The 17,792-nt window shown below is 67.9% G+C and carries 14 protein-coding genes and 2 tRNA genes; 12 read left to right on the plus strand and 4 right to left on the minus strand.

Annotated features, from left to right (window positions below):
- The first annotated feature begins 251 nt into the window (after positions 1-251).
- Entirely contained in the window at positions 252-1,781 is a 1,530-nt protein-coding gene (locus tag PSH03_RS01140) for a peptide deformylase (protein ID WP_238687976.1), read from the plus strand.
- Positions 1,782-1,850: 69 nt separating this feature from the next.
- Here PSH03_RS01140 and PSH03_RS01145 read toward each other — a convergent pair whose 3' ends face one another.
- On the minus strand, positions 1,851-2,966 hold the full coding sequence (locus PSH03_RS01145; RefSeq protein WP_210782628.1) for a globin domain-containing protein: 1,116 nt from the start codon (positions 2,964-2,966) through the stop codon (positions 1,851-1,853).
- A gap of 144 nt (positions 2,967-3,110) precedes the next feature.
- Between PSH03_RS01145 and PSH03_RS01150 the strand changes: the two genes are divergently transcribed.
- Positions 3,111-3,881, plus strand: coding sequence for a CPBP family intramembrane glutamic endopeptidase (locus PSH03_RS01150; protein ID WP_238687977.1), 771 nt, complete (start codon positions 3,111-3,113; stop codon positions 3,879-3,881).
- A 4-nt stretch (positions 3,882-3,885) separates the two neighbouring features.
- On the opposite strand, the gene PSH03_RS01155 is transcribed toward PSH03_RS01150, so the two are convergent.
- Positions 3,886-5,184 carry a hypothetical protein gene (locus tag PSH03_RS01155; protein WP_238687978.1) on the minus strand — a complete coding sequence of 433 codons (1,299 nt, stop codon included), beginning with the start codon at positions 5,182-5,184 and terminating at the stop codon, positions 3,886-3,888.
- Between the two features lie 239 nt (positions 5,185-5,423).
- On the opposite strand from PSH03_RS01155, the gene PSH03_RS01160 reads away from it, so the two are divergent.
- Positions 5,424-5,514: transfer RNA gene (locus PSH03_RS01160), tRNA-Ser, on the plus strand.
- 35 nt (positions 5,515-5,549) lie between these two features.
- Positions 5,550-5,622 (plus strand) — tRNA-Arg (locus PSH03_RS01165).
- Positions 5,623-5,900: 278 nt separating this feature from the next.
- Here the strand turns inward: PSH03_RS01165 and PSH03_RS01170 are convergent.
- The gene (locus tag PSH03_RS01170; RefSeq protein WP_238687979.1) at positions 5,901-6,821 is read right to left on the minus strand and encodes a hypothetical protein; all 921 of its coding nucleotides are present in this window, start codon (positions 6,819-6,821) and stop codon (positions 5,901-5,903) included.
- A 1,086-nt stretch (positions 6,822-7,907) separates the two neighbouring features.
- Here PSH03_RS01170 and PSH03_RS01175 point away from each other — a divergent pair.
- The 5 genes from PSH03_RS01175 (at position 7,908) to PSH03_RS01195 (ending at position 12,980) form a co-directional block, all read left to right on the plus strand.
- On the plus strand, positions 7,908-9,119 hold the full coding sequence (locus PSH03_RS01175) for an ABC-three component system protein (protein ID WP_238687980.1): 1,212 nt from the start codon (positions 7,908-7,910) through the stop codon (positions 9,117-9,119).
- Positions 9,106-9,594, plus strand: coding sequence for a three component ABC system middle component (locus PSH03_RS01180; protein WP_238687981.1), 489 nt, complete (start codon positions 9,106-9,108; stop codon positions 9,592-9,594). Before PSH03_RS01175 ends, PSH03_RS01180 begins: the two co-directional genes overlap by 14 nt.
- Positions 9,591-11,534, plus strand: a complete 1,944-nt coding sequence (locus PSH03_RS01185; protein ID WP_238687982.1) for a DUF3732 domain-containing protein — start codon at positions 9,591-9,593, stop codon at positions 11,532-11,534. Before PSH03_RS01180 ends, PSH03_RS01185 begins: the two co-directional genes overlap by 4 nt.
- A gap of 345 nt (positions 11,535-11,879) precedes the next feature.
- The gene (locus tag PSH03_RS01190; RefSeq protein ID WP_238687983.1) at positions 11,880-12,158 is read left to right on the plus strand and encodes a hypothetical protein; all 279 of its coding nucleotides are present in this window, start codon (positions 11,880-11,882) and stop codon (positions 12,156-12,158) included.
- Positions 12,159-12,698: 540 nt separating this feature from the next.
- Positions 12,699-12,980, plus strand: a complete 282-nt coding sequence (locus PSH03_RS01195) for an SCO0607 family lipoprotein (protein WP_238687984.1) — start codon at positions 12,699-12,701, stop codon at positions 12,978-12,980.
- Positions 12,981-13,158: 178 nt separating this feature from the next.
- Here the strand turns inward: PSH03_RS01195 and PSH03_RS01200 are convergent, their stop codons facing one another.
- A complete protein-coding gene (locus PSH03_RS01200; RefSeq protein ID WP_238687985.1) occupies positions 13,159-13,836 on the minus strand; it encodes a hypothetical protein in 678 nt (225 codons plus the stop codon).
- A gap of 182 nt (positions 13,837-14,018) precedes the next feature.
- Here PSH03_RS01200 and PSH03_RS01205 point away from each other — a divergent pair, with 182 nt between their 5' ends.
- The 3 genes from PSH03_RS01205 (at position 14,019) to PSH03_RS01215 (ending at position 17,510) form a co-directional block, all read left to right on the plus strand.
- Positions 14,019-14,234 (plus strand): hypothetical protein, encoded by a 216-nt coding sequence (locus tag PSH03_RS01205; RefSeq protein WP_238687986.1) that lies wholly within the window; start codon positions 14,019-14,021, stop codon positions 14,232-14,234.
- A 270-nt stretch (positions 14,235-14,504) separates the two neighbouring features.
- Entirely contained in the window at positions 14,505-15,617 is a 1,113-nt protein-coding gene (locus PSH03_RS01210; protein ID WP_210782618.1) for a ricin-type beta-trefoil lectin domain protein, read from the plus strand.
- Positions 15,618-15,893: 276 nt separating this feature from the next.
- Entirely contained in the window at positions 15,894-17,510 is a 1,617-nt protein-coding gene (locus tag PSH03_RS01215) for a serine/threonine protein kinase (protein WP_238687987.1), read from the plus strand.
- Positions 17,511-17,792: the final 282 nt, after the last annotated feature.

The following is a 17,792-nucleotide window of genomic DNA, read 5'->3' on the forward strand; positions in this document are numbered from 1 at the left end:
GAGCTAAGGCTAGCCTAACCAACCCCCTGACCGTAAGGGAAGCCTCACCTTGGTCACATCCCGGACGCCCAGGTCACCCCGTATCCGACGGGAGTAGTGCTTCGCGTACTACCCGGAGTCAGTGCTGGGAAACGCCGCCGCACAATCGACGGCCATCGGTTAATTGTCAAGCGGTGTGTCGAAAACATGCCACTTGCGTGTGTGGTCGCGTACGGAACGTGAAACTTATAGCCCCGGCCACGAGGAAGCTCATGACGACCTCACCCCTCGAACGGGCTGCCGACTCCTTCGCGGCCGAACTCGCCCGGCAACGGACCGGGCGCGGGCTGTCCAAGAAGCAACTGGCCGTCCTGATGGGGTTCGACCCGTCCTACGTGAGCCACGTCGAGGGGCGGCGGCACCGGCCGACCGAGGACTTCGCCCGCCGCGCGGAGGCCGTCCTGGAGGCAAGCGGCGCGATCTGGCAGCGCTTCCGGGAGTACGACGACCTACGGCACGCCCGGGCCGGTCAGCCGAACCGCGAGCCGTACCTGCCAGGCCAGTGGCTGCCACCCGGCACCGGCCTGGTCGTGGAACGGGAGCTGGCCACCCTCACCCACGCCGACGAGGGCTACCGGTGCGTCATCCACCGTGAGCTGTACAACGCCGGCACCGAACCGGTCACCCGCTACCTGGTCCGGGTCGCCGTCGACCGCTACCCGAACGACCCCGGCCGCTCCAACCGGCACCACCGGGAGCACCCCCTCACCTTCGCCGAACTGCAGATACAGGCCCGCCGAGACGACGGCGGCGGAGACCCGGAGCCGATGCACTGGCGCGCCAAGCACGATCGCGACGCGTTCAAGGAGATCTGGCTGCTCTTCGAGAACGGGGAGCGACGCTTCCCCCTCTACCCGGGCGACCGGGCCACCATCGAGTACGCGTACAGCGTCGGGCACGAGAAGTGGGGCCCCTGGTTCCAGCGAGCCGTCCGACTGCCCACCCGGCAGCTCGCCGTACGCCTGGACCTGCCTGCGGCCCTCGACCCGCAGGTCTGGGGCGTGGAGACCTCGCTCAGCGCGGAGGAGGGCCCGCTGCGGACGGCGCCGCAGCGTCACGACGAGGGCGATCGGGTGATCTACGACTGGCAGACCGACGACCCCCCGTTGAATGCCCGCTACCGGATGCAGTGGCGGTTCCGTGCCCGTCCGGACACCGAACCGGACGTCGGCCCCGGCGGCGCCCGGGTCCGACCCAGCGACCGGATGCGCGGCCTCGGGATCGTGCAACGCGGGGACGACCTGCTCCGCCAGCGGGCCCGCCCGTTCGACCTGCCCGGCGAGGAACACGTCGCCCGGGACGTGGTCGACCGGCTCACCATGGCCCTGGCCCGGCTCGACGAGCTGCACCCGTTCAGCAAGGGAGTGGGCGTCGCGGCACCGCAGTTCGGCATCGGCCGCGCCGCGGCCGTGGTACGGCCCCCCGACCGGTCGGCGGAGCCGGTCGTGCTGCTCAACCCCCGGGTGGTCGACGCCGACCCGGAGACCGACGAGCAGTACGAGGGCTGCCTCTCCTTCTTCGACCACCGAGGTCTGGTGCCCCGGCCGCTGCGACTGGACGTGGAACACGCCCAGTGGGACGGCAGCCGGATCATCACGTCGTTCGAATTCGGCATGGCCCGGCTGGTCGCACATGAGATCGACCACCTGGAGGGCCGGCTCTACGTCGACCGGATGGCACCCGGTGTGCCGTTGGTGCCGGTGGAGGAGTACCGCGAGAGCGGGCACCCCTGGCGCTACTGACCAAGAAAGGGACCGGGGCGCGTGCCCCAGGGGGCAGGGGCACGCGCCCCGGTGTGGGGGGAGGAACGTCTAGAGGTCACCGAAGGTGTCGTAGCGGATGTGCGGCGGCGGCACGTTGTCCGCGGCGAGCACCCGCAGGGTGGACCGGACCATCCGGGCGGCACCGGAGACGAAGCAGTCGTGCGTGGTCCACGGGCCGTACCGGGCCACGACCTCCGGGATCTCGCCCTGCTCGCCGTCGAAGTCCGGGTCCTCACTGCACGCCGCGGTGACCGACAACCACGGGTGTACGGCCACCAACTCCTGCAACCCGTCCAGGCCGTACAGGTCGCCCGCCTGCCGTGCGCCGTAGAAGACGTGCACCCACCGGGTCCGGTTGAAGGTGGCCAACTCCTCCACCAGCGCCTTGATCGGCGCCAGCCCGACGCCGCCGGCCACGCAGAGGATGTCCCGTTCCGAGGCGCGGTCCAGGGTCATCGACCCCATCGGCGCCGCCAGGCGGAGCAGGTCACCCGGCCGCACCCGCCGCACCAGGGCGCCGGACACCCAGCCGGCCCCCGGAGACCGCACGTGGAACTCCAGCACGTTGTCGTCGTTCGGGGCGTTCGCCACCGAGTAGTTACGCCACACCCGGGGGTGGTAGCGCGGCACCTCCAGGCTCACGTACTGCCCCGCCTGCCAGCGCAGCGGATGCTGCAACGCCCGGCAGGTCAGCACGGCGGTGTCCGGGCCGTACCGCTCGTGGGTCAGCACCTCGGCGTGCCAGAACGGCGGGTCGTCGTCGGAGGCGGCGCCGGCCACCATCAGGGCGGCGATCGCCGCGTACGCCTCCCGCCACGCCTGGTCGTACTCCAGGTTCCAGCCGTCGCCGGCGGTGCTGCGCAGCGCGTCCAGAAGTGCGACGCCCATCGTGGCGTAGTGCCGCTCGTCGACGTGGTACTTGCGGTGGTCGCGGCCCAGCGCCCGGAGGAACTCGTCGAAGCTCTCCGGGTCGTCCACAGTGTGGATCGCCGTGATGATCGCTTCGAGTAGACGGTCGCCCTGGCCGGTCATCTGCACCGGGAACAGTTGCCGCAGGGCGGGGTCGAGCAGGAACAGCCGAGCGTAGAAGTGACCGCTCAACCGGACCCGGTCGTCCTCGACCAGGGTCCAGCTCTCCTTCAGCAACCGCGCGAGGTTGTCCACGGACGCTCCTTCTCCAGACGGCAACGGATCGGGCGCCCATAGAATCTCCACGGAGCGTGTCGACTGGTCGCACAGAATGTGCGATCGGCTCATGGTGGCCGGTCGGCCATGTCACGGGTGCCGCACGTCGGGCAGAGTGGTGCGGTGACCGTTGAGCTGACCCGCCCGGTGTCCCGCCGACTGCTGGGCACCGAGACGCTGCTGGTCCTCGGCCTCTCCCTCGGCCAGTCCGCGATCTACGCGGTGGTCTCGATCATCGCGAAGTTGACCGCCGACGGTCCGCTCTCCAAGCAGACCGCCTCGCTGAACACCTCGGCGTCGGCCCGCCCCTGGCTGGATCTCACGTACCAGCTGCTCGGCATCGTGTTCGCGCTGCTGCCGGTGCTGCTCGCCGTACACCTGCTCAGCCGTGACCCCGGCGACCCGGCGCGGACCCTCGGCCTGGACGCCCGGCGGCCCGGTCAGGACGTGGCGCGCGGCGCCGGGCTGGCGGCGCTCATCGGGCTACCCGGGCTGGCGCTGTTCTGGGTGGCGGCCCATCTGGGCCTCAACGCCACGCTGGTGCCGGCCGCGCTGCCGGACGTCTGGTGGACGGTTCCGGTGCTGATTCTCGCCGCCGTGCAGAACGCCGTGCTGGAAGAGGTGATCGTGGTCGGTTACCTGGTCACCCGGCTGCGTCAGCTCCAGTGGCGGCTGGCCGCGATCATCGCGGCCAGCGCGCTGCTGCGCGGCTCGTACCACCTCTACCAAGGCTTCGGCGCGTTCGTCGGCAACGCGATCATGGGCGTCGTGTTCAGCCTCTTCTACCTGCGCACCCGGCGGGTGATGCCGCTGATCATCGCGCACACCCTGCTCGACGTGTTCGCCTTCGTCGGCTACGCGCTGCTGCCCCGGGAATGGTTCGACTGGCTCTGACCCGTCAGCGCCGGTCGGGTCGGTAGGCGGCCACCGTTCGGGCCGCGAGCCGGTCGGCCGCCGCCGCGTCGCCCAACGCCGCCGTGAGCACCGCCGCGCCCGGCAGCAACCGGGCCACCAGCCGCAACGCCACCCAACCACCGGCCTGCGCCGTGAGCGGCGCGGCCAACCGCCAAGCCGCCTCCGCCGCCCGCGGCCACGCCCCCTCGACCGGGTCACCCGGCGACTCGGCGGCGGCCAGGGCCGCCGCCGCGCTCGCCCGATCCGGGTGCACCTGGGTCAGCACCAACAGGTCGACGGCCCGGTCAGGATGCGTCGGATCCTTGCCGTACGCCGCGGCCAGGTGCAGCACCAGCTCCGAGTGCGTCCACAGCACCGCCGCCAACTCGGCCAGCGGCGCGAAGAAGCCGGCCAGCGCGGCGGTCGCCCCACCCGCACCCGCCGAGCGGACGAACCGCCGGGCCGCCAACCGGGCCAGGCCGTCCGCCGAGGCGTCCGGATACCGGTCGCGCAACCCAGCGGCCCACCCCGCCGCGCCGGGCCCGAACGTCCGCACCGCAGCCAGAGCCAACAGCTCCGGTGCGAAGCCAGGGTGGTCGAGCACGCGCGCGGCGACCGCGCGCAGCTCCGATTCCGGGGTACGCCCCAGAGCCGGCTCAACCTGCCGCGCGGCGGGGGCTGCCGAGGCCAACTGCTCGGTGCGCGCCGTCTGCGGCCCGACCACGGGTTCGGGGGCGGGCTTTGTCGGCGGGGTGCTCTTTGTCGGCGTGGTGCTCTTTCGTGGGGTGGCCGCGCGCTTGGTGGTCTTTGCGGCTCTGGCCGGGGCCGTTGGCGTGATGGTGCTCGCCTCGCCGGTGTTGCTCGCGGCTGTGGTGGTCTGCGGTTCGGTAGTGCTTGCGGCTTCGGTGCTGCTCGCGGCCTTGGTGGGTTGTGCGGCGCGCTTGCGGGGTGCCGGCGTGGCGGGGGTCACCTCGGCCGGCGTGTCGGCTGCCTGCCGAGGGGCAGCCCTGCGAACAGAGGCGGTCCGAGCCTTCGGCGGTGTCGATGCGAGGCCGGTTGCTGGGCTCGGTTGGTCGCCGGTCGGCTGCTCCGCGTGCTCCGGCTGCTCCGCGATCGCCTCGGCGGTCAGCTCGGTCGGTGCGCGTCGAGGCTGTCGAGGCAGGGGGCGATCCGGCTCCGGTGGCTGGAAGAGCACCGCCGGGGCAGCCTTGGCCCGTCGAGGGGGACGCTGGCTCGCTGAGTCGGCTGCCGGCGGTGCCGGCGCCTCAGCCGGCTCCACCGTCTCGGTGGGCTCCTCGGCCACGATCGGCGGCCTGAAGGTGGCCCGTGGGGAGCGCCGACGCGCTCGTTCAGCAGGCTCTCGACGGGTCGACTCGCTGGGCGGCTGCTCCTGCATATCGATGGAGCGTAGTCCCGATCACGCCGGCGCACAGCGTGGAAACACGGACGGCGGCGGGTCGCGGTGGGCGTACCCCGGAAGTCGTTTTGCTCCCGGTGGGTGGTGACCTGTATCCTCGGGCGCGGTGGTCTGAGGATCACCGGGGAGACTTCGCCTAGTCTGGTCTATGGCGCCGCACTGCTAATGCGGTTGGGGTCTTAAAGCCCCTCCCGGGTTCGAATCCCGGAGTCTCCGCGCGAAAGCCGGGTGTGTACACTGGCTGAGCACAAGCGCCCGTAGCTCAATGGATAGAGCATCTGACTACGGATCAGAAGGTTAGGGGTTCGAGTCCCTTCGGGCGCACAGCAGTTGAACAGGGAAAATGCCCTCCTGGTCATCGACAACCGTCGACCAGGGGGGCTTTTTTCGCGCGCCCATGGGCGCGCGCTCGCGCGCTGGCGCTGCTTGATCGTGACGGTCAGTAGCGGAAGAAGCTAGCCCGAACGTTGACGCCTGTGGCCACTGGCTCGCGATCGCCACCCTGACCGCCGTCATTGTCGGCGCCGCTGTCGACCCTGGCCCGGTGCCTCAACCCGCCCACCCCCGCGCAGGTGCGTTGCCGTCTCCGCGGCACAGTCCGGTCACGCAGGTGCCTCTTTGACCGGCTCGGGGATTACCGCCGGTTGCGCGAGGGCCGGGAGGTTGAGTTGGTAGACGTTGCGGAACCGGCGGAAGTCGAAGCTGTCGGTGGCGACGAGCTGCCGGCGTCGGACGCTGATCAGGCCGGCGTGCTGGAGTTCGCGGATGCCGCGGGTGCGGGTCTCTTCGGAGAGCAGGAACGCCTTGGTGGCGTAGTCGGGGGCGATCCAGACCTCTTCGGTGTCGGGGTCCTTCGCGCCGACCTGGACGCGCAGGATGATCAGCATGGCCAAGGCGGCGGGGCTGAGCACGGCCATCCAGCCGGAGGTCCACAGCGTCGGCGGGAGCTGGATGTAACGGTGGATCTGCGCCGCCTCCGGCTTCTTCTGCTTCAGCCGGTTGTAGGCGGAGCCGGGGGTCTCGTAGGGCTTGCCGTCACCGGTGTCGCTGCGCAGCCGGACGATATTCGGGGCGCCGGCGCGGTTGGTGACCTCGATGAAGTTGTTCTTCTCCAGCCAGCGCACCGCGTCGGCCACACGTCGGGCTCCGCTGGCATCGGGCTCGTCCAGGTCGAGCAGCTCGGCCCAGGCGCGGGCGGGGTACACCAGCTCGTGCGGGGGCGCCGCGCCGAGCCAGAGGTAGGACAGGTACAGCCGGAGCCGGACACTGCCGCCTCGGCCGCCGCGGAGGAGGCGGGCCAGCGGGGTGGGCTGGGTCGAGTTGTCCGGCCGCTCCGCGAACGCCCGGCGCAGCGGCAGGGACCGGTTGTGATTGCGCTTGGCGACGTTCTCCGCCGCGGTGAGGGCGATCGGGCGCGGTCGCCGGTAGGTGAACTGGTCAAAGAGGCGCTGGTACCCGTCACCGGACGAAACACGTGACGCTTGCGCAGGGGCGAACGGCTGTTCACCGTTATTCAGCGACATAAAGTGTTCTCCTATAGTGCCCGGTAACAGTGGCAGGCTCACCCCTACGCTAGCGCAAGGGTGACCCTGGGTCTAGTCCGATGCTACCCCCGCGCAAGCGCGGTCTGATCGGGGTTTTAAGGGTATCCCTGGTGATGAATCGGCTGCTATGGTGGTTTCAGCCCGGACGGAGGGCTGCAAGAGCAGGGGGAGCGTGGCCCTGCCGATGCAGGTCGAAGCGAGGGTGAGTTGGCGGCGGTGAGTCGGATCGTTCCTCCCAGCGACAGGCTTTCCGGCACCAGGCAGGTAGGACCGCACGAGGTAGTCCTCTCCGGCTATCCACCTGGCACCAAGCCCGCTGACGATCAACGGCGAGGTGTCCCTCTCAAGGGACACCTCGCCGTTGCCGTATCGCGCCCGGGCCCGCTCGCAACTCCTACACCGCGTCCAGCACCCGGGGCATGAGCTGGTCAGCCTGGGGCGGAGCGGTGGCGCGGCGCCCGGAGGAACGAAGAGGCGCGCTGACTCAGCGGCGATAACACCGGGAGGCTGGGTGGCTAAGCCTTGGCGGTGCCCGGCCGGCGGCGTCGCCACCATTTCGGTGACGGCGGCGGTTCGGGCAGGGCTTGGCTCAGGTTCGGCGGGTCCGGCGACCATGGCGGAATAGGGTCAGAGGTGGGTTCGGCGCCAAGGATCGCAGTACGCACGGCGGACCGCTGGCCGAAGGCGCGAGGACCGGCTTTGGAGCGATGCAGGACTCGGTTCGCGACGCTGCGTGCTGCCGCCGATGGTTGAGCCTGCTGGTGGACGTTGTGCGCTACGCAGGCAGATCGAGCGCTCCAGCGCCACCGCTCGACGTAGCGGACGGCGAGGGTTGACCGGACGGGCGGGACCCGCGTGGCCGGCTATGCCGCCTACGACGCGCACGTGGACTTGCATACTGCTGTCGCTACTCCAGCCAACCGGCCGGAAGAGTCGTTTCCTGTGACGGCCGGTTGACCTCGGGCAACAAATCGTCCCCAGTGTGACGAGACGTATTTACTCAGCGACCTGGCTGTGATGTGCTGCCACGACAACGGTCCCGGCGCGGCTTATCCAGGAGCTCGTGTGAGTGGTTCAAGTAGCGTGTTCGATGCTTCAGCCTCGGCTATCGGCTATCTTTACCAGCTGCGATATGCCCTCCTGGCCGGGCTCAATGAGTTCGGGGCTGACGCGAGCTGGAGTGTGTCGGTTGAGGTGGTAGACGACGTGGAAATCGTCGCCGCCAGCGGAAGCAGACGTTGGCAACTGAAGCATCGAGCCAGCGGCACCCGGCTCACGGACGGCAGCACCGATCTGTGGAAGACGCTACGGATTTGGAGCGAGGCGATCAGGGACGGATCGCTGGACCCCGCCCGTACCCGACTCCTGCTGCTGACAACCTCGGATGTGCCCGTCGAATCGGTGGCCCATTACCTACAGTCAGGTCCGGGCCGGGATGTCAAGAGGGCACGTGAACTGCTTGAAGCGGCGGCCGCAAGATCGGCGTCGGATGCCAAGAGAAAGAGCATCGAGGCCTACCGTGGACTGAAGGACGGTCAACGAGAGGCGATGCTTGCGGCCATCACCGTCCTCGGCGATGGTCCCACCATTGAGGACGTCTACCGAGACCTCCTTCAGGTCTGCCACTTCGCTGTCGGCAAGCAGGCGGCCGAATCGCTACTCAACCGCCTCGAAGGCTGGTTCATTCAGCGGTGCATCGAGACCATGCGGGTCGAGGCTGCGCTGCCGATCCCGGGTAGCGAGATCGATGAAAAGTTCAGCGAGCTGCGCGACCAGTTCCGGCCCTACAACCTCCCGATCGACGAGGACATCGCCGAAATGACGGCGACCCGAGAGGAGTACGGCGAACGCGCGTTCATCCGACAGCTCGACTTGATCGGAATAGGCAACCGCCGGATCGAACTCGCGGTGCGTGACTACCTGCGCGCGTCCACCCAACGCTCACGCTGGTCGCGTGAAAATCTGCTTCTTCCCGGCGAGATCGGAACCTACGAGCGGCGGCTGCGCGAGGAGTGGGAGACGCACTTCGCCGTCATGCAGGACGAGCTTGGTGAGGAAGCGGCGGAAGAAACGAAAATCGCGGCGGCGAGACGGATCTACGGTTGGGTGGAGACCGAGTTCCGGAGGAACATCCGACCCGAGTGCCATGACCCCTTTATCTGCAAGGGGTCTTTCCACATCCTCGCGGACGACCAGCGTGTGGGATGGCACCCGGACTTCGAGGTGCGTCTTCTGGCCATCCTGGAGCCTGTCGGTGGTGTGAATGCCGGCGCTTGACCTTCTGAGTCGGGAAGAGCGAAACCTCCACAATCCTGCGTTCGCCGGACTCCTGGTCGCCCGCGCCGTGCAGGGGCATGAGCAAGAGAACGGCCCAGGCTGTCACGTCCTCCTCGCCATCTTGGCTCCCGTCATGGCCCTCACCGCCCCCGTGCGAGCCGTGCTGCCGAAAAGCATCTCCTCGACGACGGTCAACTGGATCGAGCGTGAATCGGCAGCCCGGGTTCACCTTCGACAGGCCGCGCCGTTCCTCGGCCCGCTCGTGAGGGAAGGGCTCCTGCTTAGCTTGCGGGCCGGCTTGCTGGTGTTGGAGGAACAACACCTCGTCCGATCGACCCAGCGAGTCCCCAAGAGGATCACCGGTGACACCCCGGAAGTTGCCCAGATCCAGAGGGCCAGCTTGTTCCTTGGCCGGTGGCTTTCCAGGGCCGGCGACCTTCCGACGATCTTCACACTTCTTGGAGTCCGTCCTTGAGCTTCCAGATCAGGCATGTCGTCGTGTACGGCCGCGGCGAACGCGTCCGCAAGGTGACCTTTGAGCTCGGACAGCTCAACATCATCACCGGTTCCTCACGCAGGGGTAAGAGCGCGATCCTGACGATCATCGACTACTGCCTCGGTAGCGGTGGGTATCCGGTCAAGGCGGGGGTGACGAGGGACAACTCCAGAGGGTTCGGTCTCATGATCGTGAGTGGTGATCGGACGATGTACATCGCCCGGCCAGCGCCGGAGCGCCTACACAAAACCGCCGATCGCATGTACGTCAGCGTCGTCTCCGATCCAGAATCGATACCAGCATTCGACGAACTCGAGTTCAACACGAACGTCGACACGGCCAAGCAGATCATCGGAGATTTGTGTGGCATCGACCGCTCACTGCGTCTGCCGATGCCCGGCACCACGGGTCCGCTGTCTCCTAGCATTCGTCACGCGCTGTTCTTTGTCATGCAGGAACAGAACGAGATTGCTAACCAGGATGTGCTGTTCCATACCCAAGGGGATGAGCACCGCCCCAACGCAATTCGGGCGGTCATCCCTTACTTTCTGGGGGCGGTGGATACCGAGTACGCCACACTCACGATCAGGCTACGTACCCTCAAGCGGGAGCTCGTCGCGCTGCGGCGGACGCTCGATGAACGCGCCGCAGCACTCGGCGCCACGGGCCAGGCCCGTGCGCTCCTTGCGGAGGCAGCGGCAGTTGGACTGCTCGATGAGCTGCCGCCCCAGGGCCTCAATGAGGGTGAAGCCTTCGGGCTCCTGCGGTCACTGTCACTCGTCGACGTCCGGTCCGTCGGGCAGCCGGAGGCCCAAGGTGACCAGATCACGGCACTCAATCAGCAGCGCGCGCAGCTGCGAGACCGGCTAGCTGGCTTGAACATCCAACTAACCCGGCTTCGCCGCGCAGCCAACGAGAACAGCGATTTCGCGGCCGAGGCCGGCGAGCAGCGCGCACGCCTCGCGTCGCTCGGGTTCTTCGGAAACGAGGACGGACCTCCGCGTGCCTGTCCGGTGTGCGGCAACGACGCCCCCGGCGCCGAGAGTACGTGGGTTGACATGCACCGTGAGCTGGTGCGACTTGACGGGGAGATCGTCGCCATACGAACGGACACCCCCAAAATCGACCAGATGGCGGCGCTGCTGGCCGAAGAGATTCAAGAGGTCACGCAGCTACTGCGAGCCAATAAGGCTGAGATTGATGAGCTGGCGGCCGGTGTCCAGGCCATCGCGAGGCTTCGCGACGCCGAGGCCCGTACTGCGTTGGTTCAGGGGCGGATCGGTTTCTACCTTGAGATGCTCGACCGACGTGGCCAACAACCGCCGATCCAGGACCGCACGGCTGAGATCGAGGCCGAGATCGCCGAGATCGAGGCAAGGCTGGAGGAGAACGGGAACCCCGACCTGCTCACATCCTTCCTGGCGCGCATAAGTCAGAGCCTGTGGGAGAAGGCTCAACGCCTTGAAATCGAGCACTCGGCGTGGCCCATCCGCCTGGACTTGAGGCGTCTGACGGTCGTCGCCGACACCCGCAACGGCGCGGTCCCACTGCATGAGATGGGCAGCGGCGAGAACTATGTCGGGTACCACGTTGCGACCTTCCTGGCGTTGCACGAGTGGTTCGCGACGGAGGACCGGCCGGTACCCAGGATCCTGATCATGGACCAGCCGTCGCAAGTCTGGTTTCCCTCCGACTACGCCGGCGACGGTTCGCACGTGCTGCCCGATGACGATCGGGAGGCGCTCGTCCGCACCTATCAAGTGGTCATGGAGACCATCGCGCGTCCCGAAGTAGACCTCCAAGTCATCGTCATGGAGCATGCCGATCTTGAGGAGCAATGGTTCAGCGACGCGGTCAGGTATCGATGGCGCGCTGACGGCGAGGCGTTGATACCCGCGGACTGGATCGAGGAGGACTAGCGGCGCCATCCGAGTTCGCGCCAAGCGCAGTCTTCATGCTGCAGCCTCGGTGAGCGCTCCGAGGGTTCCCGCAGACCCGGGAGCGTCGGCATACGGACGCGGTCGCCACGACGCTGCACCGTGCACGTCGCTTCCAGGACCTTGGCTCGGCGCCACCCGGCGCACCATCGGGGGCAGCGGCTCCCACCAGCGCGTAGAACGCCCGGTAGAACCGGGTCCGCGAGCGCAGTGGCCAGTGTGCTCCGCCAGCCACGCTGACGGGCGGCAGCGAGTTTGTCCTGGTAGTTAGCGGCAGGCAGCTGAAGAATGAGACGGGAGCGGGCCGGACGATTCCCGGAGGGGACCATGAGACTGAGTCCTGAAGAGCAGTGGGCCTTGAACGCGCGGCTGACCGACTTGATCGACCAGGGCGAGGTAAAGGTGGAGTACGAGCCCCGCCCGGTGAGGAACACGTACGTGGTGGAGCTGAGCGAGGGCGAGCTCATATGGCTTTTCGAGGAGGCCCAGCGCCGCGGCCTCAACCCGTCGGCAGTGATCCGAGACCTGATGAGTCAGGCGCGCCGAGCGGCAGGTAGCTCGCCAGCAGATCAAGAAGCGGGCGACCGACCGGGACCACGGGATTGATCCGCGAATAACAGTGCGGCTGCGTGCGGGGCATCCTGGTGGAGACGGCAGCCCAGAGATGACCTACGTGTTCGTGCGGCAAGTGTCTGCGCGAGACGGCAGAGCGAGTCGTGGCCCCCACCAATGCTCGACCAGCGGCAGTGCAGACGTTGCCTCCGCAGATCGAAACATCCACATCAGGCCGCGCGCCTATGGGCGCGCGCTGCGGGCAGGAAACGCGCTCAAGCGTCACGTTCCGTCGACACTGCTACATACCGAATCTGGACAAACCTGCATAACTGCAGGTCGCGAGCACCCTCTCCTTCCGACTACGGATCAGAAGGTTGGGGGTTCGAGTCCCTTCGGGCGCACCACCTGAACAGGGAATATAGCCAATCGGCCATGTTCCCTGTTTTGTATGGGGTTACGTATCGGACGCTGTTGTGCTGTTCTGCTCGCCCCATCGGCCTGGTCGACCCTGGGCGAGGAATCGTGACGCCCGGCTCGAGATGAGTACGCGTACGGATGGCAGGCGCGGTCGCGGCGACCAGAATTCCCTCCATGCGAACGCGAATCATGATCGCCCTGGCCGGGGTCGGCCTGGGTGGGCTGATGGTCACCACCGGTTGTTCGTTCCGGGAGGACATCTGCGCTGGCGGTGAGTATCCGGCGATCGCGGTGGGCGGGCAGGGCGGCAGCGCCTGCTTCCCGGATGGGCAGGAGCCGACCCCGCCGTACGTCCGCTACCCGGAGGGCAAGGTCCCGCAGCACGTCGACGACGAGTGGGACGTCTACTGGCGCAGCCACGGCATCGACGCGAACAACAACATCATCGATACCTGAGCCGCCACCCGGAGGATCGTCGCCCGGCAGAGAAGTGACGGTTCGAGTCCCTGCGGTCGTTCCGCGGACGGCATCCGGTCACGCCGCAGGTTCGGTCTTCGTGACCGAACCTGTGCGGGACCGGATGTTGCTCCGATACCTCTGTGCCAGCTACCCGTGTGTCGTACCGATCGGATGATCAGCCGAAGCAGTTGGGCACCGGCGGTGAGCTGGGTGTGCAGTTCGTGGGCAGGTTGCCGCTGATCACCGTCTTCTGGTCCACGGTGACCTGGCCGCCGTCGTTGAAGATCCCGCCGGGTGCCAGGATGGAGATGTTGTCGGTGACCTTGCTTTCGGTGAGGGTGAGCGTGCTGTTGTTGTAGATTCCGCCGCCCTGGGAATTCGAGCCGATGGCCCGGTTCCGGTCGACGTGGGTGCGGCGCAGTACCACGGTGCCGCTGCCGTTGTAGACGCCGCCGCCGTGTTCGATCGTGCTGTTCGTGCTGGCGACGTTCTCGCTGATCCAGCTGTCCTCGACAACGAACTGGCCGATCTGGTTGTAGACGCCGCCACCCCGTTGGCCGGCCTCGTTGTGGTGGACCTTGCCGTGTCGGAGGTGGAAGACGCCGTCGGAGAAGATTCCGCCGCCCTCGCTGCCGGCCCGGTTGTCGTTGACTTCGACGTTCCTGGCCTCGGTGGTGGAGTTGATTCCACCGCGGATGTCGCCGCCACGGAAGCCTGCGGTGTTGTTGTTGTCCAGGTGGACGTTCTCGAGAACGGCGACGCTGCTGTTCGACAACCCGCCACCAGCGCCACCGATGGGCAGGATGTTGACGACCCCGATCGTGTTGTTGTAGCTCAGCCGGGTGTTCTGCACGGTGAGGTTGCCGTTGTTGAAGATGCCTCCACCGTCGAACAGGGCGCTGTTGTTGCTGCCGCTGTTCTTCTTGTCCTTGTCCTTGCCGTCCCAGTCCTTGCCGTGCTCCTTCCCGCCGAGGATCTTCGTGACGCCGAGGTGGCGATACCGCCACCCGGGCCGTTGGTGTGGTTGTAGACCACGTGGGTGTTCTCGATGACAGCCCTGCCGCCGACGTCGATCCGGATGCCACCGCCGCCGGCGCCGACCCCACCCTCGGCTTGGCCGCCCTTGATGGTGGCGTCTCGCAGCGTCAGGTCGCCGCCGGCTCCGACCTCCAGGATCCGGAACGGAATGGCGTTGGCCGCGCGGACGATTGTGGATCCGTTCGCGTCGATCGCTTCGGCGGACTGGTCTGACCTACCGCGACTTCGCTCATGTCGGCGTACGTGTCACGGGCACCCCAGCAGCACCACCATGCCCTTCCGCCTTTCCGGCGGCCGTCGCGCCGGCAGGACACCCGGGTTGCTGGCGCTTGACGTGGGCCAGATCAGCGACAAGAATTTACAGAAATCGCTGTTAGCGTTAACAATCCGTCCCAGTGCTGCGACGGCATCGTCATGCCGATGTCGCGGCGGTCGCGACGGCCTGACTCCTCGGTCAGCACTACCACTGCAGGGGAGAAACCTATGCGAACGAGGGCAAGATGGCTCGCGGCGACTGCCGCACTCGGTGTTGTCCTCGCCGGGGTGCTGATCTCGACCGGCCCGGCCAACGCGGAATCCAACGGCGGGGTGCGGGTGATGCCTCTCGGTGACTCCATCACCGAGGGCACCCAGGTACCGGGCGGGTACCGCATCGGGCTCTGGCAGCGGCTCGTCAACGGTCGATACACGGTGGACTTCGTCGGGTCGCAGTTCAACGGGCCTGCCAGCCTGGGTGACCACGACCACCAGGGACATCCCGGGTGGCGCATCGACCAGATCGACGCGAACATCGTCGGTTGGCTGAACACCCAGCGGCCGCAGACCGTTCTGCTGCACATCGGCACCAACGACATCCTGCAGAACTACAACGTGAGCACCGCGCCGAACCGGCTCTCCACCCTGATCGACCGGATCACCACCACGGCTCCCACAGCGGAAGTGTTCGTCGCGCAGATCATCCCGCTCTCCAACAGCAACCAGGAGGCGGCCGCACGCACGTTCAACGCGGCGATCCCCGGCATCGTGCAGAGCAAGGTGAACGCCGGCAAGCGCGTACGCCTGGTCGACATGCACAGCGCACTCACCACCGCCGACCTGATCGACGGCGTCCACCCCACGTCCGGCGGGTACGACAAGATGGCTGCCCGCTGGTACAGCGCGCTGCAGTCGGTGCCCGGCAGCATCGGCAACCCGGGCAGCGGCACCGGGCAGACCACCGCGATCGTGGGTGCCCTGTCCGGTCGCTGCGTCGACGTCCCCGGCTCCTCCACCACCAACGGCACCCAGGTGCAGGTGTGGGACTGTCACGGCCGCACCAACCAGCAGTGGACCTACACGAGCAACAAGACGTTGACCGTGTACGGCAACAAGTGCCTCGACGCCGCCGGCTATGGCACCTCGCCGGGCACCCTGGTCACCATCTACGACTGCCACGGCGGAACGAACCAGCAGTGGAACGTCAACGCCAACGGCACCATCACCGGGGTGCAGTCCGGCCTCTGCCTGGACCCGTACAACGTGGGTACGGGCAACGGCACGAAGCTCGTCCTCTGGACCTGCACCGGCCAGACCAACCAGCAGTGGAGCCGCCGATAGCTCGTACGGTCGCGCCGGATGGTCGGATCGCAGGTGGACACCCATGCCGGCACCGGCACTCCCAGCAACGTCGGAAGCCGCCCCTGCCCGGCCAGACGGACAGGGGCGGCTTCAGCCGCGACGAGGCGATAGTTCCCGGTCGTGGCCGGCTGGTGGACGGCATCGACGGGATTCGGTGGGCGGACGATAGGCTGCGGCCGGCGTCGGAGTGACCTGAGGGGAACGGGTGATGGGCGGAACGGTTCGCGCGGTGGTCGGAGTCTGCGGGCATCTGGCGTGAGCGACGGGTTGCGTCCCGGTGACCCGGCACGCCTCGGTGGCTACGAGGTGCTCGACCGGCTCGGCGACGGGGGCATGGGCAGTGTCTTCCTGGCCCGTTCGCCGCAGGGACGGCTGGTGGCGGTCAAGGTCGTCCGTGCGGACCTCTCGCACGACGAGGAGTTCCGGGGCCGGTTCCGTAGTGAGGTGAACCGCGCCCGCCAGGTTCCACCGTTCTGCACCGCCGAGGTCCTGGACGCCGACCCGGACCATGACCCGCCCTACCTGGTGGTGGAGTACGTCGAGGGCCCCAGTCTGGCCGAGGTGGTCCGAACACAGGGCCCACTGGGGGCGGCGCGGCTGCACAGCATCGCGGTCGGGGTGGCCACCGCGCTCACCGCCATCCACGGGGCTGGGGTGATCCATCGCGACCTGAAGCCGGCGAACGTCCTGGTCGCACCGGGTGGGATCAAGGTCATCGACTTCGGCATCGCCCGAGCGTTCGAGGCGACGAGCCAGCACACCCGGACCAACCAGATGGTCGGGACCGTCTCGTACATGGCTCCGGAGCGGTTCGACACGGCTTCCGGCCGTCCGGCGGGCCCGGCCGCTGACATCTTCGCCTGGGGCGCCCTGGTCGCCTACGCCGCGACCGGCCGCAGCCCGTTCGGGGGCGACTCGCCTACCGCCACCGCGATGCGGATCCTCACTCAGCCGCCGGACCTGACCGGGCTCGGTGGGCCGTTGCGGGAATTGGTCTCCCGCGCGTTGGAGAAGGACCCCGCTGCCCGGCCCACCGCCCGGGAGTTGCTCGACGGGTTGTTGACCGCAGCGTCTCCGGTGGGTGCCGGCGGGCCGGCTCAACTTCCGGGCGCGACGCCGCCGAGTGTGTCGCCCGCCGCCGGTGGTGATGGTCGGGGCGCGCTGTCGACGCCGTCGGGTCTGGCCACGGCCGGTCGCGGGGGTTCACGCCGGCGTGGCTGGCTCACCGCGCTGGGGGCGACTGCTGCGGTGATCGCCGTGCTGGTGCCCGCTTTCCTGTTCGGCCCGCAACTGTTGGATGGGATGTCCGAACCGGACCGGGCCGGCTCGACGCCGAGCGGTAGCCCGACGACGAGCGGGCCGGCGGCCACGACGTCCACGCCCGCGTCGGGCAAGCCGTCCGCCTCACCGTCGGCCACCGCGGACCCGACCCAGGCCATGCTGGCCGGTCAGCGGCGATTCCTGCTGCACCTGGTGGAGATCGATCGTGACCTGTCGCTGCCGTCTCACGGCGAGGTCGAGGTCGGTGACGGAACCGGCAAGGATGCGCTCTTCGTGCTCGAACCAGTCGGTGTCGATTACATGATCAAGTCGGTGAACCCGGAGATCGCCCACCGGCCGTGCCTCGGGGTCAAGCTCGATTCCGAGGGGTACAAGTCGCTGGTGGGAGCCGACTGTCGGGCGACCAAGGCAACCCTGTTCACGATCTTCCGTGAGGGTAGGGACGACAAGGGGCGCACCTCCTACTCCATCATCAACGAGGAGTACGGCCCGGTGCAGTGGAGCCCGACCAAGAAGGAGATCTTCGTCGAGTTTCTCGGTGACGCTCCGCTGATCACCACGTTCAGCCTGGTCGACCGAGGCGCGGTCTGACTCGGGAGTTCACCGGCGCCATCAGCAAGCCGTCGGCAATGGGCAGTCGTCGATGTTAACGCGCTCGCGGGGCCTCCTCAAGGGCTCGGCGGTGGTCCGCGCGGGGGATCTGGGGCGATGCCTGCGGGAACGCGGCGCAAGACGTCCTGCCCCAAGATCCGCAGCCCGGCAGCGGCAGATGTTCCCAGCGCATTACGTCTTGACGAACGGCATGTTATCGCTCACAGTCGATGCCTAAGGACGACGACACCTTGGCTTTCCGGGCAAGCCCTGCTTCGTCGA

Source organism: Micromonospora salmantinae (assembly GCF_022230905.1).
Taxonomy (GTDB): domain Bacteria; phylum Actinomycetota; class Actinomycetes; order Mycobacteriales; family Micromonosporaceae; genus Micromonospora; species Micromonospora salmantinae.

Excerpts from the sequence above, each read along its gene's own strand:
- PSH03_RS01210 (WP_210782618.1), top strand. The coding sequence starts at position 14,505 with ATGCGAACGAGGGCAAGATGGCTCGCGGCGACTGCCGCACTCGGTGTT.
- PSH03_RS01195 (WP_238687984.1), top strand. The coding sequence starts at position 12,699 with ATGCGAACGCGAATCATGATCGCCCTGGCCGGGGTCGGCCTGGGTGGG.
- PSH03_RS01140 (WP_238687976.1), top strand. The coding sequence starts at position 252 with ATGACGACCTCACCCCTCGAACGGGCTGCCGACTCCTTCGCGGCCGAA.
- PSH03_RS01190 (WP_238687983.1), top strand. The coding sequence starts at position 11,880 with ATGAGACTGAGTCCTGAAGAGCAGTGGGCCTTGAACGCGCGGCTGACC.
- PSH03_RS01180 (WP_238687981.1), top strand. The coding sequence starts at position 9,106 with ATGCCGGCGCTTGACCTTCTGAGTCGGGAAGAGCGAAACCTCCACAAT.
- PSH03_RS01170 (WP_238687979.1), bottom strand. The coding sequence starts at position 6,821 with ATGTCGCTGAATAACGGTGAACAGCCGTTCGCCCCTGCGCAAGCGTCA.